Source organism: Candidatus Pacearchaeota archaeon, from assembly GCA_035404185.1.
GTDB lineage: Bacteria > Patescibacteriota > Minisyncoccia > Minisyncoccales > Minisyncoccaceae > UBA2211.
Genome location: DAONGN010000001.1, coordinates 221818 through 234969 on the forward strand (window position 1 = coordinate 221818; position 13152 = coordinate 234969).

The 13152-nt window shown below is 31.4% G+C and carries 14 protein-coding genes and 1 other RNA gene; 10 read left to right on the top strand and 5 right to left on the bottom strand.

Annotated elements, in window-relative coordinates:
* Position 1 precedes the first annotated feature (1 nt).
* Genes PLD14_01245 through PLD14_01270 form a run of 6 tightly spaced genes read left to right on the top strand, consistent with a single transcriptional unit; the run spans position 2 to position 5491 of the window.
* Positions 2–751, top strand: a complete 750-nt coding sequence (locus PLD14_01245) for a hypothetical protein (protein ID HPR79826.1) — start codon at positions 2–4, stop codon at positions 749–751.
* A 42-nt stretch (positions 752–793) separates the two neighbouring features.
* Positions 794–1804 (top strand): lysylphosphatidylglycerol synthase transmembrane domain-containing protein, encoded by a 1011-nt coding sequence (locus tag PLD14_01250; GenBank protein HPR79827.1) that lies wholly within the window; start codon positions 794–796, stop codon positions 1802–1804.
* The gene (locus PLD14_01255) at positions 1788–2420 is read left to right on the top strand and encodes an MFS transporter (protein HPR79828.1); all 633 of its coding nucleotides are present in this window, start codon (positions 1788–1790) and stop codon (positions 2418–2420) included. Before PLD14_01250 ends, PLD14_01255 begins: the two co-directional genes overlap by 17 nt.
* The gene (polX, locus tag PLD14_01260) at positions 2417–4150 is read left to right on the top strand and encodes a DNA polymerase/3'-5' exonuclease PolX (protein ID HPR79829.1); all 1734 of its coding nucleotides are present in this window, start codon (positions 2417–2419) and stop codon (positions 4148–4150) included. The genes PLD14_01255 and polX overlap by 4 nt, the downstream gene beginning before the upstream one ends.
* Positions 4147–4572 carry a hypothetical protein gene (locus PLD14_01265; GenBank protein ID HPR79830.1) on the top strand — a complete coding sequence of 142 codons (426 nt, stop codon included), beginning with the start codon at positions 4147–4149 and terminating at the stop codon, positions 4570–4572. Before polX ends, PLD14_01265 begins: the two co-directional genes overlap by 4 nt.
* Positions 4559–5491 carry a tRNA 4-thiouridine(8) synthase ThiI gene (locus PLD14_01270; protein HPR79831.1) on the top strand — a complete coding sequence of 311 codons (933 nt, stop codon included), beginning with the start codon at positions 4559–4561 and terminating at the stop codon, positions 5489–5491. The genes PLD14_01265 and PLD14_01270 overlap by 14 nt, the downstream gene beginning before the upstream one ends.
* On the opposite strand, the gene rplT is transcribed toward PLD14_01270, so the two are convergent.
* The 5 genes from rplT to smpB all read right to left on the bottom strand — a co-directional run bounded on the left by rplT (position 5454) and on the right by smpB (position 7323).
* Positions 5454–5807, bottom strand: coding sequence for a 50S ribosomal protein L20 (gene rplT / locus PLD14_01275; GenBank protein HPR79832.1), 354 nt, complete (start codon positions 5805–5807; stop codon positions 5454–5456). The two genes, PLD14_01270 and rplT, sit on opposite strands and share 38 nt — an antisense overlap.
* 4 nt (positions 5808–5811) lie before the next feature.
* Positions 5812–6003, bottom strand: coding sequence for a 50S ribosomal protein L35 (gene rpmI / locus PLD14_01280; protein ID HPR79833.1), 192 nt, complete (start codon positions 6001–6003; stop codon positions 5812–5814).
* Between the two features lies 1 nt (position 6004).
* Positions 6005–6514: a translation initiation factor IF-3 gene (infC, locus tag PLD14_01285; GenBank protein HPR79834.1), complete on the bottom strand. Its 510-nt coding sequence runs from the start codon at positions 6512–6514 to the stop codon at positions 6005–6007.
* 2 nt (positions 6515–6516) lie between these two features.
* Positions 6517–6869: a transfer-messenger RNA gene (gene ssrA / locus PLD14_01290) on the bottom strand.
* A complete protein-coding gene (smpB, locus tag PLD14_01295) occupies positions 6862–7323 on the bottom strand; it encodes an SsrA-binding protein SmpB (GenBank protein ID HPR79835.1) in 462 nt (153 codons plus the stop codon). Before smpB ends, ssrA begins: the two co-directional genes overlap by 8 nt.
* Before the next feature lie 380 nt (positions 7324–7703).
* On the opposite strand from smpB, the gene PLD14_01300 reads away from it, so the two are divergent.
* The 4 genes from PLD14_01300 (at position 7704) to PLD14_01315 (ending at position 13145) form a co-directional block, all read left to right on the top strand.
* Entirely contained in the window at positions 7704–9272 is a 1569-nt protein-coding gene (locus PLD14_01300) for an arginine--tRNA ligase (GenBank protein ID HPR79836.1), read from the top strand.
* Between the two features lie 58 nt (positions 9273–9330).
* Positions 9331–10791 carry a PsbP-related protein gene (locus PLD14_01305; protein ID HPR79837.1) on the top strand — a complete coding sequence of 487 codons (1461 nt, stop codon included), beginning with the start codon at positions 9331–9333 and terminating at the stop codon, positions 10789–10791.
* Positions 10792–10999: 208 nt separating this feature from the next.
* Positions 11000–12121: a thiolase family protein gene (locus tag PLD14_01310; protein ID HPR79838.1), complete on the top strand. Its 1122-nt coding sequence runs from the start codon at positions 11000–11002 to the stop codon at positions 12119–12121.
* A gap of 1 nt (position 12122) precedes the next feature.
* Positions 12123–13145 carry a DUF362 domain-containing protein gene (locus PLD14_01315; protein ID HPR79839.1) on the top strand — a complete coding sequence of 341 codons (1023 nt, stop codon included), beginning with the start codon at positions 12123–12125 and terminating at the stop codon, positions 13143–13145.
* The last annotated feature ends 7 nt before the right edge of the window (positions 13146–13152 follow it).

Below are 13152 nucleotides of genomic sequence, written 5' to 3' on the forward strand. Positions count from 1 at the left end.
TATGAAAAATAGAACAAAAATATTAATAGGTGTTTTTGTGATACTTAGTCTAGTATCTGTTTTGTGGTTTGATTTGGTTTTCTTGAAACACAATGGAGATACTTTTGAAAAAGAATTAATGAAGGCGGGAGAAACCAGCGATGTGGTTATTGTTTTTAATTCTGGGGGGTGGGGAACAGTTCCTTTTGATCAAGCTTTCGATTTTAATCCCATAATTAATGAAACAAAGGAACTTATTGAAAGTAAAAATTATAAAGTTTCTATTGTCCAATATTACAGAACTCAACAAAACTTTTTTGCTAAAGTTGCTTCATTAAAAGAAACATTGTTTAATTTTCCAGATAGTTCTAGAGTTTTTTCTGATAGAATAGACGAATTTTTAGAAAAGAATCCTAATGATAAAGTAATTATCGCAGGATTATCTAATGGAGCATCTTTTATTGATTCAGCTATGGAAGATTTGAAAGATAAAAAAGATAATGTCTGGGCTATTGAATTGGGTGCTCCTTTTTGGAAAAAAAATACCAAAAGCGAGAACATAATTTCTCTTAATAATCAAGCTGATATTTTAGCCAATGGAAAGTTAGGCCAAATTATTATTTCTTTAATCAAAACACCTTTTATCTGGATATATAATAATATTTCAGGTAATCATATTTCATTAACTCAGGCAATGCATGTTAGAGGGCATGATTATTATTGGCAAGAGGTTAAAGATGATATCACATCTTTTGTTAATAAAGAGTTCTAAAATCGGCTTGTAAGGCCGGTTTTTTTATATTAGAATAAGGGTATGAGTTTTTCAATTAAACAAAAAGTGTTGTTTGGATTTTCCTTGATTTTAGGATTGATTATTTTTATTCAGCTGGGAAAAGTTATTGGCTGGGAAGAGATAGGAGAGGCTTTTTCTGTTTTTACTGGTTGGCAGGGTTTGGTAATTATATTCCTTTCTTTTTTGATTGCGGCTATTGGCAATTGGAGATGGCAGGAGATATTAAAAGATTCAGGAACCAAGGTTTCATTTTTTACTCTTTTTAAAATCTATCTTGGAGGATATTCTATGATGTATCTTATGCCAATCTTGATCTGGGGCGGAGAGGCTTTTAGAGTTTATGGATTAACTAAAGAAAAAGATATTTCTTGGAAAAAAACATTTGCTTCTGTAATTATTGAAAGAATACTTGAATGGACAGCTAATATTCTGATTATCTTTTTGGGGTTAGCCTTCTTTTTGTATAATGTTTATCTTCCTCCTCAAAAATTAGTAATAATATTTGGAGCGTCTCTTACTTTCTTTGTTTTCTGTATTTCTTATTTTTATATCAAAGCATTAGGAAAGAAAAGTATTATTCGTGATATTGTGAAGAGATTCTGGAAGAAAGAGGTAAGTGATGATAATGGTTTTATCTCTGTTGAAAACGATGTTTTTAAATATTTTCAATGGGGAAAAAGTTTTAATAAAGGAGTAGCACTTTCAATATTAAGAGCTCTTGTAATGCAATTAAGAGTTTGGATATTAATAATATTCTTGGGTCATACGATAGGATTCTTTCCATCTTTATCAATTTTAGGATTTTCATATTTATCATCAATGATTCCAATTCCAACCTCACTTGGTTCGCACGAAGCAATTCAATATTATGCTTTTACATCTTTAGGGTTATTAGCTTCAACGGCAACGGTTTTTACATTGATTATAAGAGCAGCTGAAGTAATTGTTTCTAGTATCGGAATGATGTTCCTTTTGAGGACTGGATTTAAATTAGCAGAGAGTAAGATTTTTAATTATGACAAAAGTAAATAAAATAGTTAAGTATCTAATATTAGCAGATATAGCTTTTTGGACAGGGTGGGGATTAGTGAGTCCGGTTTTTGCTATTTTCATTGTCGAAAAAATTCAAGGAGGGACAGCTTTGGTTGTTGGTACAGCTACTGCTGTTTATTGGTTTTTTAGATCTTTACTGGTTCTTCCTTCAGGAAGATTATTAGATAAGTATGCGGGAGAAAAAGATGATTATCTTTTTCTTGTTGCTGGAAATTTTATCTCCACTCTCGTTTTATTTGGATACATTTTTGCTATTTATCCTTGGCACATATATGTTCTCCAAGCTTTTTATGGTATTGGAATAGCAATGGGTTTGTCTGGTTGGCGAGCAATATTTACAAGAAATATTGATAAAGGCAAAGAAGCTAGCGAGTGGGCATTAGACGATACATCGTTAAGTCTTGGAACAGCAGCAGCTGGAATTATCACTGGGGTATTGGTTACAAAGATGGGATATACTATCACTTTTGGTATCGCTGGATTTTTAGGAATTTTAAGTGTATTATTGCTTCTTTGTCTAAGAAAAGAAATTGAGGGAGTTTTTAATAGAAGATTTCACTCTAACTTGAAAGATATTTTTAGAGATAAACAATGAAAAATCAAGAGGTGGCTCAAATTTTATTTGAAATAGGAGAATTCCTTGAATTGCAAGAAATTCCCTTTAAGCCTCAAGCCTATCAACAAGCAGCAATTGCGATTGATAATATGGAAGAGGATATTTTGGATTTGTATAAGAAAGAGGGGATTAAAGGGTTAGAAAAGATTCCAGGGGTAGGAAAAAGTATTGCTGAAAAGATTGAAGAATTTTTGAAGACAGGTAAGGTTAAATATCTTAAGGAAATAAAGAAAGCATCTCCGATTGACTTAGAGGAATTAACTAAAGTTGAGGGATTGGGGGTGAAAAGAATAAAAAAGCTTTGGAAAGAGTTGGGAGTTAGAAATCTAAAAGATTTAGAAAAAGCACTAGACGATCACAAGATTGCTCCTTTATTTGGTTTTGGAGAGAAGATGGAACAAAATATTCTAGAATCAATTCAATTCTTAAAACAGGGAAGAGGCAGATTTCTTTTACGAGAAATTATCCCTGAAGTGGAACGTATTTTGGAAAAGTTTAAGAAAATTAATGGTGTTGTTAATTTATCAGTTGCTGGTTCAACACGAAGGAGAAAAGAGACGATTGGTGATGTAGATTTTTTAGTAGCTATTAAAGATACAACTGATAAATATTTAGTGGAGAAGATAATGAATACTTTTGTTTCGATGGATGAAGTTATTAAAGTTGTAGGCAAAGGAGAAACTAAATCTTCTATTAGAACCAAAAATGGATTAAGTATGGATTTAAGATTGGTAAGTGAAGGTTCTTTTGGAGCGGCAATGCAATATTTTACTGGTTCAAAAGATCATAATATTGCTTTGCGTCGCATTGCTATAAAGCAAGGATATAAGCTAAATGAGTATGGATTATTTAGAAACGAAAGAAAGATAAAAGGAGAAATAGAAGAGGAGATATATGAAAAACTAGGGATGGATTGGATCCCTCCCGAAATGAGAGAGAATCAAGGAGAAATAGAGTTGGCTACTGAAAAGAAATTACCCAAGTTAATTGAATTAAAAGATATTAAGGGTGATTTTCATTGCCATACTTCTTGGGATGGAGGAGAACATTCAATTAAAGAAATGGCAGAGAAAGCAATTAGTTTGGGTTATGAGTATATAGGAATTGCTGATCATACTCAATCATTAAAGATTGAAAATGGTCTTAATGAAAAAAGACTTCTTGAGCAAAGAAAAGAAATCGATTTATTGAATAAGTCTTTTATTGAAAAAGGAATTGATTTTAAAATACTACAAGGCTCAGAAGTAGATATTTTAAAAGACGGCAGCTTAGATATTAATGATAAAACATTACAAATATTAGACTATGTTTCTGTTAGTATTCATTCTAATTTTAAAATGGGAAAAAGAGAGATGACGAAAAGAATAATTAAAGCGATTGAGCATCCACTAGTTAAAATATTAAATCATCCAACGGGAATGATTTTAGGAAGGAGAGGAGAGTATGAAGTAGATATCGATGAAGTATTAAAAGCAGCTCAAAAAAATAATGTTGCATTAGAGATGAATTCATATCGTTCAGATATAGGATATCAAACAGCAAGATTAGCAAAAGAGATGGGAATTAAATTAACAATTGGTAGCGATGCTCACAATAAGAAAGAATTAGTTGATATGCAATTTGGAGTTTATCAGGCCAGAAGAGGATGGCTAGAAAAGGGAGATGTTCTTAATGCTTTAACATTGGATAAATTAAGCCTTAAAAAATGAATAAAAATCAAGAATTATTTCAAAGAGTTAAAGATTTAGGATTGCCTGATGGTGAATACGCTATTTTTGGTAGTGGCCCTATGGGGATTAGGAATATAAGGGAAATGCACGATGTAGATATTATTGTTTCAGAAAGAGTATATAATGAATATGTAGGCAAGTCAGGATGGAAGATAAAGAATATCTATGAAAACAATGGTTGTTTTAAAGGGCTGAATAATGATGTTCTTGAAATAGAAATGTGGAAGGACTGGTATACTGATTGGGATGTTAACAAATTAATTAAAGAAGCTGAAGTTATTGATGGGTTGTCTTTTGTAAAGTTAGAATATTTAATTAAGTGGAAAAACTTTTTTGGAAGAGATAAGGACTTAAAAGATGTTGAGCTGATAGAAAAGTTTAAAAAATATGAAAAAATATAAATGTTTGGTTTTAATGTCGGGAGGACTTGATTCAATGCTCTCGGCTAAAATATTAAAAGAAGAAGGATTAGAAGTTACGCCTCTCTGTTTTGAGAGCTTCTTTTTTTCTTGTGTTGCAGCTAAAAAAGCAGCTAAACAGATTGGATTAAAATTAAGAGTTGAAGATTTTAGTCGTGAACATTTGAAAGTAATTAAATCTCCTAAACACGGAAGAGGTTCGGGAATTAATCCTTGTATCGATTGTCATTTATTAATGATTAAAACTGCTGGAAAGATTATGAAAAAAGAAGGCTATGATTTTATAGTCACAGGCGAAGTTTTAGGACAAAGGCCAATGTCTCAGAATATTAATTCTCTTAATTTAATTGAAAAAGAATCAGGATTAAAAGGATTAATTGTTCGTCCTTTATCAGTTAAAGTTCTACCTCCTACAATTCCGGAAAAATTAGGAATAATTAAAAGAGACCATTTCTATGATATTTCGGGAAGGGGAAGAGGGAGACAGATTGAATTAGCGAAAAAGTTTAAAATTAAAGAATATCCTAGTCCAGCAGGAGGTTGTATCCTAACTGATCCTAACTATTCTAAAAAGCTATTCGAATTATTTAAAAGAGTTCCTAAATTTACTGGGAATGATGCAGAAGTAATTAAATTTGGTCGAGTTTTTTGGAATAAAGATTTATTAGTGGTTGTTGCTCGAGACGCTAAAGAGTGTATTAAATTAACCAATATAAGAAAAAGAGGGGATGTAGTATTAGAACCTCACAATTTTTCTGGTCCAACTGTATTAGTTCGTAAATACAAAAAATCACCTCAAGAAGAGATGATTGATTGTGGGATTGATTATGTTTATCAATATTCTAAGAATATTCCCGATGATTTTATTTTGAAACTTTTACCTTCTCCAAAACCTTTATAAAGATTTCTGGATTTTCTTCGGCTAATTGAGACAATATCTTTCTATCTAATTCAATGTTGCATTTCTTTAAAGCGGGAATGAATTTACTGTAAGTCATTCCGTTTTCTCTTAATGCAGCATTCATTTTAACGATCCATAATGATCTTTTGTCTCTCTTTTTTACCTTTCTGTCTCTGTAAGCATATGACCATGCTTTCATTAAGGCCTGCTTAGCAGCGATGAATTTAGATTTTCTGCTCCATTTGTAACCTTTAGCCGCTTTAATAACTTTCTTTCTTCTTTTGTGGGCGGCAACACCCCTCTTTACTCTTACCATATGTTTATTTTCCTAATATTTTTCTAATAATCTTAGCTTCTGACGGAGACATTTCTACCATTTTCTTCAAAGATCTTTTCTTTTGAGAAGACTTCTTTGATAAAAGGTGGTCTTGTCCGACTGCTCTCCTCATGACCTTTCCTGATTTTGTTATTTTAAATCTTTTGACTAAAGATTTTCTTGTTTTTGCTTTCATGTTATTTTTTTGAAATAATCATTGATAATCCTTTCGGTTCTTTTTTTAACTCTCTATCAATCTTTATTTCTAATTTAGTTTTTAATATTTCTATAAATTTATTCACCCTTTGAATTCCGAAGTCGGCTAATGATTTTTCTCTTCCTCTTAAACGTAATTCGATGTTTATTTTATCTCCTTTGTTTAAGAATTTTTCAGCAGCGTTAACTCTGGTTAGGATATCATTATCAGAAATATTGAAAGTCAGTCTGATATTCTTTGTTTCTGATTGTTTGCTGCCGGCAAGATTTTTTCTCTCTTTTTTCTGGAGTGAATAGAGATATTTGCCGTAATCTCCTAGCTTACAGATAGGGGGGCTAACCTTATCAGTAACCATAATGAGATCAATGCCTTTTTCTCGAGCGATTTCCAATGCCTGAGGCAAAGTAAAAACGCCCAATTGTTGGCCGTCTTCTGCGACTAGCCTCACTTCATTAACTTTTATTTGATTGTTGTATAATGGTTTGTTCATTATTGTGGAGGTGGCGAGTAATGAGCTCGCGTCCAAATATTATCCGATAATAACTCTACAAGCGTATTCCAATCTATTTTACAAGAATAAAGCTTAAGACTGGAAAGAATGCTTTAGACTCGAATCCTTGTTTTTTAAGTAATACATCTTGGATTAGGAATGTACTACCGGCCTCGCGATTTTAATGCCCTTTACTGCCCAGCGAGAATCGGCAGGAGGACACGCACTAAGCGTATGCTAATGCGGGTTGTTCAAATAAGTTGGCACTTGATTTGAGTTCTCTAAGTTTTACGAGATTTGAGAATACTCGGCTTGCATATTATTTTCAAACACTTGTCGAAGCGAATTCACCCCCTTACATTTAACTCATTTCTTATCTTTCTATCAATTTCTCTTTTCTTGATAGATTCTCTTTTGTCAAACTTCTTTTTGCCTTTGGCTAAGCCAAATTCAAGTTTTATTTTGTGTTTCTTAGTATAAACCGAAATAGGCACTAAAGTCAAGCCCTTTTCTGTTGATTTTTGAAGCAAATATTCTATTTCTTCCTTGTTTAAAAGTAGTTTTCTATCTCTTCTTGGATCGTAGCCTTTATCAGCGTTTTCCGGTTGATAAGGAGGAATATTACCTCCAATCCAGAAAGCCTCGGCTAAACCGTTCTTATCGCGTTTAATGAGGATATAGGTGCCTGAGAGACTGGTGCTTCTTGTTCTTAAACCCTTAACTTCTTGTCCATTCAATACTAAGCCGGCTTCGAACTTTTCGAGGATTTCATAATCAAAATATGCTTTTTTGTTTTCGGCTATACTCATATCTTTATATTATCTGATTTTTATGGATATTGAAAGGAAAGTAACAAATAAAAAAAAGAACGGGGTAATATTTATTGCTTTAAATAACATATTACCCCCTAAAGATTTGCGAATATAGTGTGTATACATAAAGGATATCGCAAATTAACACGATTATCCCTGCAAAAAATACACCACATCCCATAATCTTTTTCACCTTACTCTTCATCATCATTCCTGTTGTAAGAATGATGCTTCCAGAGACGATAAGCACGATGCTTATGATCCCGACGATCAATGTTGTTTCAGCTCCTGTCAAAGTTCCTCACTATATTAGTATGCAATAATATATGATAAATGTCAAGAGTTACTAATTCACAGATATCTGGTAAAGTATATGCATGAATATAAGGGAGGAAATTAAGAATAGCATCTTAAAATCAATTGAATTCCTTGATTATAAGGGGGATTTTTCAGTTAAAGTGTTGAAGTCCCAAAAGTCTTCCTCTGGAGACTATTTTGTTAATATTGCTATGGAAATTGCTAAAAAGGAAGGAAAAGATCCAATGGAAATAGCTAAGAAAATAAAAGATAATATCAAAGGTAAGTATTTTGAAAAGATTGAAGTGATGAGTCCGGGATTTATTAATTTTTTTATTTCAAAGGAGTACTTTTTAAAAGAGATTAGAGAGGCTCTAAAGAGAGGAAATAAGTTCGGACATTTTTCTAAGAAGAAAGAAAAAATACAAATTGAGTTTATTTCCGCCAATCCAACTGGTCCGTTGACGGTAAGTCAAGGAAGGGAGGGTATTTTTGGGGATGTTTTAACCGATGTTTTTAAAAGGTATGGGTTTAATGTTAAAAAATCATACTACATTAATGACCAAGAAAAATTAATTTTAATCCTTGGCCATTCAGTTTTGAAAGATGATGAGGCTGAATATAATGGAGAGTATATTGATAGATTACATAAAAGTATAAAAAGTAAAGATCCTTTTATTGTTGGTAAAAAAGCAGCCAAGATTATTATGCAAAAAATAATCAAGAAGACAATCAGAAAATTAAAGATTAAATTTGATGAGTGGACACAAGAAAGTGTTTTATCTAAAAATAAAGAAGCTGATAAAATATTTAATCTTTTGAAAGATGAAGGATTGATTTACGAACAAGAGGGGGCTGAGTGGTTTATGTCGACAGCCCTGGGAGATGAAAGAGATAGGATGGTTATTAAAAGTGATGGCGAAAAGAATTATTTATTAGATGATATTGCTTATCATAAATATAAATTTGAGAAAAAGAAATTTGATAAAATTATTGATATTAGGGGGACAGATTATTTGTATGATTTCCCAGGATTATTATCTGGAGTTGAAGCAACTTTGCATATAAATAAGTTACAGGCTATTTTTTTACAGTCTGTTGTTTTGGTTGAAGGAGGGAAAACTGTCCGAATGTCAAAGAAGGGAGGAGAATTTATTGTTTTAGATGATTTAACAGATGAATTACCTGTAGATGTTATTAGATTTTTCTTTTTAATGGAATCAGCTGAAAATCATTTAAATTTTGATTTAGACTTAGCTAAAGATATTTCTGAAAAGAATCCAGTTTTTTATATTCAGAATGCTTACGCAAAAATATCAAGAATTCTTAAGGGTTTGAAAAATATATTGGGCATTAGAGAAATTAAAAATGTTGATCTTTTGAATAGTAAAAAAGAAATTGATCTAATGAGACAGATTTTGAGATTTCCAGAAATTATTGAAGATACGGTTCACGATTGCGAAGTCCAGAGAATTCCTCAATATGCAATTGACTTAGTTAACTCTTTTTATAAATTTTATACCAGGTGTTATATCTCAACTAAAGACAAAAAAGTAAAAGAAGCTCAATTAAGTTTAATTGTAATGACAAAAATTGTTCTTAAAAATACTTTAGATTTAATGGGAATTTCAGCGCCAGGGAAGATATAAGATTTAAAGTCTCTATAAAGTGTGATATGATATTTTCAAGATTAATAAATCAATAAACATGAATATAAATCAAAAAGGATTTGCTCCTATTATCATTGTTTTAATAGTTCTAGTTTTAGCTGGAGTCGGAGGAACTAGTTATTATTTAATAAACAAACAACTTTCAAGACAAACAGCTTGTACTATGGATGTTAAGATTTGTCCTGACGGTTCATCAGTTGGACGAACTGGTCCGAATTGCGAATTCGCAGCATGTCCAGAAGCGAAAATAGACGAAACAGCTGATTGGAAGACTTATACAAATACTAAATATGGGTTTGAAGTAAAATATCCTAAAGATTGGCTGTTTGAAAATGAAGAAACAGGAGGTGTTCATAATTTTTTAGATATTCATTTATCTAATAATAAAACTTCTGAAAATCCTTTAAAATGTAATTTTGATTATATAGGATTAGAAATTCAAATTAACCATTCAAAAAATGAAAATGAAAATTTTTCATCATTTGTTAAGCCTCAAATTTCAGAAAAGGTTGGAGGTCTTAGTCCAGCAGGCTCATTAAGTGAGATTAAAATAGATAATCGTTTAGCATTTAAAGTTGATTATTCTGGTTGGAGTAGTCCATGTGCTGGTCCTGGTTATTTTATCGAACAAGATAAAAGTCATTATGTTTATGTCTTCAGTGGTGTTGGTAATAATAACGAAGATGGATTTAAAAAAATTGATCAAATACTTTCTACTTTTAAATTTATCTCTACATCCTCTAATGGTGTTATTTATAAAAAAGACTTTAATGGTTCTGATTTAACTGGAAGGTTATATAAATCTGAAGATAATGGAAAGACCTGGAAAGAAATACTAAAACAATATAAGGGAGAAATTATCTATGCGGTTGACCCTAAAGATTCTAACATTATCTATGCAGGTGATGTTTCGGGCAATATGATGGCAGATGATATGGATATTGATTTATTAAAATCAACGGATGCTGGTGAAAATTGGATAGATATCTCAAAAGGAATTGTTAATCATGCGGACACATTGTATGGTGTAAAATTAATATCAATCGATCAAAATAATTCAAATATTATTAACTTAATCATTAATACTCAAAATGGAAACATTGGTTTAAAATCTTTAGACGGAGGAAATACTTGGACCAATTCAAAAATAGATGAAATATCTATAAAGGTAATATATTTTATCAAAGATAGTTTTAATCTTGGCGAATCAACTTTTAGTGTACAAATAAGTGAAAACAAGATAACTGGAAAAACAAAAACATATAAAATAAACCTTACCGACAAAACAAAAATTTATAATTATTCTAATAATGGAGAGGTTTATTATCAAACATTTTCCGAATTTGCGAATTCAATAATTAATTATAAGAATGATGCTTTTGATACAGGAGATCCTAATTTAGTTTATATTTATGGGGGGTATACAATTAAAGGCATTTTGTTGAATGATGATATAATCGAAGCAATCGAAGTATTTCCGATTATAAATAACCAATAATTGTTTAATAAATAAGCTTTAACATAGTTCGTAAGCCTCTACTAAGAACACCGTTATGCGGTGTTTTTTGGTAGAAAATAAGACTTGCTAATTATTTAATTTATTTTCTAATTTTCAGCTGGGGATAATTCTTTTGCTATGGCTATAAGTGAAAGGTAGTATTAATTAGTAATCCGTAAGAGATTGTTTTTTATTTATGAAACAAAATATGTATATCAAAGGAGTGGGAATGACTAAGTTTGATTATTCTCAGAAATATTGGTGGCAGTTTGCCTACGAAGCAGCAATAGACGCTTTAAAAGATTCAGGAATAGGAATATCTCAAATAGATGCGATTGTTTTTACAGGAATGTCTAGTGCTGCTGGTGGAGAGCATCAAACACACAAAGTATCTTTTTTATCAGGTCTATTTAAAACAAACGTTCCAATCATTGAAGTTCCTTCAGTCTGTGGCGGAGGAGGCGTTGCTTTGTGGGCTGCTTTACATTTAGAAGGTTTTAAAAATATCCTTGTTTTGGCAGGAGAAAAATTGGTTGATAATAAAAGTGAAATTGTCGTTGATTATATCTTGTCAGCGGCAGAAAAAGTAATAGAACAAACAGAGGGACTGCTTTTTCCAGTTCAAAATGCTTTAATCTGGCAGCAATATATGAATAAATACGGAGGGAGTATGGACGATTTATCTTTAATTGCTTTTAAGAATCATACTAATGCAGCTTTGAATCCTAATGCTTATTTTTATAATCGCCCAATGGATTTAGAAAAAGTAAAGAATTCTCCAGTAGTTTCTTCTCCTTTGCGTTTAATGGATTGTTCGCTATCAATTAATGGAGGAGCGGCAGTTGTTGTCTCAACTGAAGCATCTGATATTCAAATTATTGGTTCTGGTTTTGCAACTGATTATATCTTAACTTTTGAAAGAGATGACATTACTCATTTTAAGGCAACTAGATTAGCAGCTAAAGTAGCATATGATCAGGCAGGAATTACTCCGAAAGATATTAATGTTGCTGAAGTCCATGATGCTTTTACTTCCGTTGAATTAATTTCTTACGAAGATTTAGGATTTGCTGAAGAAGGAAAAGGAGGAGAATTAATCAGGTCAGGAAAAATAAATCTAAATGGAGAAATGCCGATTAATACTTCTGGCGGATTAAAAGCTAAGGGCCATCCTATTTCAGCTACTGGCTTAGCTCAGGTTTTTGAAATAGTTAATCAACTGAGAGGCAAATGCGGAGAGCGTCAAGTTTCAAATCCAAAGATTGGCTTAACTCATAATATTGGAGGAGCAGGAGGAAGCGTTACTGTTCATATATTTAAAAAAATATAATATGGTTTTTTATCAATGTTCAAAATGTAAAAAAGTCTGGCAGCAACCAATCGAAGTTTGTCCCGAGTGTTTTTCTCAAACAGAAAAAATAAAAACTGTAAAAGCTAAAGTGATTGGAATTTCTAAGGTTAGTATTTCATCTCTTCCTCATCCCGAAGTTCCATATTTTGCTTTGGTCTTAGAAGATGAATTGGGAAATAAATGGGCTCACAAATCAGTGAAAGAATATGCTATTGGAGAAGAAATTAGTTTTAATCCAGGCTCTGATAATTCAGTTGCTGTTTGGAGAACTAAATACGATATTGCCGACTCAATTGAAAAAGTATTTAGTTTTTTAAATATATCTTTAAATAAAAATTCAAAGATTGTTATCTTACCAGCTTTAGTTTCTCCTAATCATGCATACTTTAGAGAAAATACTTCTCCCGAGTTTCTTGATTCAGTAATTCAGTTTCTTCTTGAAAAGAATATTAAGTTAGAAAATATCAAAATAGCAACTCAGAGTTTTAACGAAGTTCCAATTGAAGGAATGGCTCAGAAGTCAGGATTGCTTGATGTTTGTTTGAAAAATAAAATAATGCCATTGGATTTGTCTAAATTGAATTTTGTTAAGAAAGATAATTTAGAAATTTCAGAAGATGTTTTAAATGCTGATATTGTTTTGAATCTATCAATGATGAAAATGGGAAGGGCCAGCGCTTCGGAAAATATATATCGAATATTAAAGAAAGAAAACTTTGCTTCTTTGAAATATTTACAATCAGAAGAAGACATTGTAAATGAATTAAAAAATAGTCTATCAAATATTGTTACGCTGGGAGAAGCTGATTTTGTACAAAAGCAGAATAAAACTATTGTCTATCCTGGCTTAATTCTAGGCAGCAAAAGTTTCCTTAATTTAGATAGAGTTTTTAATGAAATAATGATGGCAGATAAAATGCCAGAGATTTTAAAAGGAATAGAAATTCAAAATATTGAAATTACAGGAAGAGATATTAAAGAAGTAAAGTGTATTAATAATTAATTTAAAA

Coding starts and splice junctions, on each gene's coding strand:
- PLD14_01245 (HPR79826.1), top strand. CDS start 2: ATGAAAAATAGAACAAAAATATTAATAGGTGTTTTTGTGATACTTAGT.
- PLD14_01250 (HPR79827.1), top strand. CDS start 794: ATGAGTTTTTCAATTAAACAAAAAGTGTTGTTTGGATTTTCCTTGATT.
- PLD14_01255 (HPR79828.1), top strand. CDS start 1,788: ATGACAAAAGTAAATAAAATAGTTAAGTATCTAATATTAGCAGATATA.
- polX (HPR79829.1), top strand. CDS start 2,417: ATGAAAAATCAAGAGGTGGCTCAAATTTTATTTGAAATAGGAGAATTC.
- PLD14_01265 (HPR79830.1), top strand. CDS start 4,147: ATGAATAAAAATCAAGAATTATTTCAAAGAGTTAAAGATTTAGGATTG.
- PLD14_01270 (HPR79831.1), top strand. CDS start 4,559: ATGAAAAAATATAAATGTTTGGTTTTAATGTCGGGAGGACTTGATTCA.
- rplT (HPR79832.1), bottom strand. CDS start 5,807: ATGGTAAGAGTAAAGAGGGGTGTTGCCGCCCACAAAAGAAGAAAGAAA.
- rpmI (HPR79833.1), bottom strand. CDS start 6,003: ATGAAAGCAAAAACAAGAAAATCTTTAGTCAAAAGATTTAAAATAACA.
- infC (HPR79834.1), bottom strand. CDS start 6,514: ATGAACAAACCATTATACAACAATCAAATAAAAGTTAATGAAGTGAGG.
- smpB (HPR79835.1), bottom strand. CDS start 7,323: ATGAGTATAGCCGAAAACAAAAAAGCATATTTTGATTATGAAATCCTC.
- PLD14_01300 (HPR79836.1), top strand. CDS start 7,704: ATGAATATAAGGGAGGAAATTAAGAATAGCATCTTAAAATCAATTGAA.
- PLD14_01305 (HPR79837.1), top strand. CDS start 9,331: ATGAATATAAATCAAAAAGGATTTGCTCCTATTATCATTGTTTTAATA.
- PLD14_01310 (HPR79838.1), top strand. CDS start 11,000: ATGTATATCAAAGGAGTGGGAATGACTAAGTTTGATTATTCTCAGAAA.
- PLD14_01315 (HPR79839.1), top strand. CDS start 12,123: ATGGTTTTTTATCAATGTTCAAAATGTAAAAAAGTCTGGCAGCAACCA.